Origin of the sequence: Pseudomonas sp. ES1, from assembly GCF_050586605.1 — a bacterium.
GTDB lineage: Bacteria > Pseudomonadota > Gammaproteobacteria > Pseudomonadales > Pseudomonadaceae > Aquipseudomonas > Aquipseudomonas sichuanensis.
Genome location: NZ_JBOBDM010000137.1, coordinates 1 through 734, shown reverse-complemented (window position 1 = coordinate 734; position 734 = coordinate 1). Strand labels below are relative to the sequence as shown.

Sequence of the window (734 nt, the reverse complement as noted above, 5' to 3'; positions counted from 1 at the left end):
TGGCCAACGGTGGCTCGCTGGTGATGGCGCGCAACGCCCTGGAGCTGCCGCTGCTGGCGGCCCGTGACCAAGTGCGGCTGATCAACACGGTGCCGTCGGCGATTGCCGCGCTGCAGCGTGCCGGGCAGATCCCGGACAGCGTGCGCATCGTCAACCTGGCCGGCGAGCCGCTCAAGCAGGCGCTGGTCGAGGCGCTGTACAACGAGGCTGCCATCGAGCACGTCTACGACCTGTACGGCCCGTCGGAAGACACCACCTATTCCACCTGGACCCGCCGTGAAGCCGGTGGCCGCGCCAATATCGGCCGGCCGCTGCACAACACCGCCGGTTACCTGCTGGATGCGCAACTGCAAGCGCTGCCGCAAGGCATCGCCGGCGAGCTGTACCTGGCCGGCGCCGGTATCACCCGGGGCTACCTGCTGCGCCCAGGGCTGACCGCCGAACGCTTCGTGCCGAACCCGTTCGGCGCAGCGGGCGAGCGCATGTACCGCACCGGCGACCTGACCCGCCAGCGCGCCGATGGCGTGCTGGAGTACGTCGGGCGTATTGACCACCAGGTGAAGATCCGCGGTTTCCGCATCGAGCTGGGCGAAATCGAGGCGCGCCTGCTGGCGCAGCCGGGCGTTCGCGAAGCGGCGGTGCTGGCGCTGGACGGCCAGTTGGTGGCCTACCTGGCCGCCGAGCAGGAGCAGCCTGAAGTGCTCAAGGCTGCACTGCGCGAAGTGCTGCCGGAA

The 734-nt window shown here is 69.6% G+C and carries 1 protein-coding gene; it reads left to right on the top strand.

Features of this window, described 5'->3' with window-relative positions; translation table 11 throughout:
• Positions 1-734: AMP-binding protein (locus ACQ4N9_RS26490; RefSeq protein WP_430934115.1), on the top strand; the 734-nt coding region annotated here is incomplete at both ends.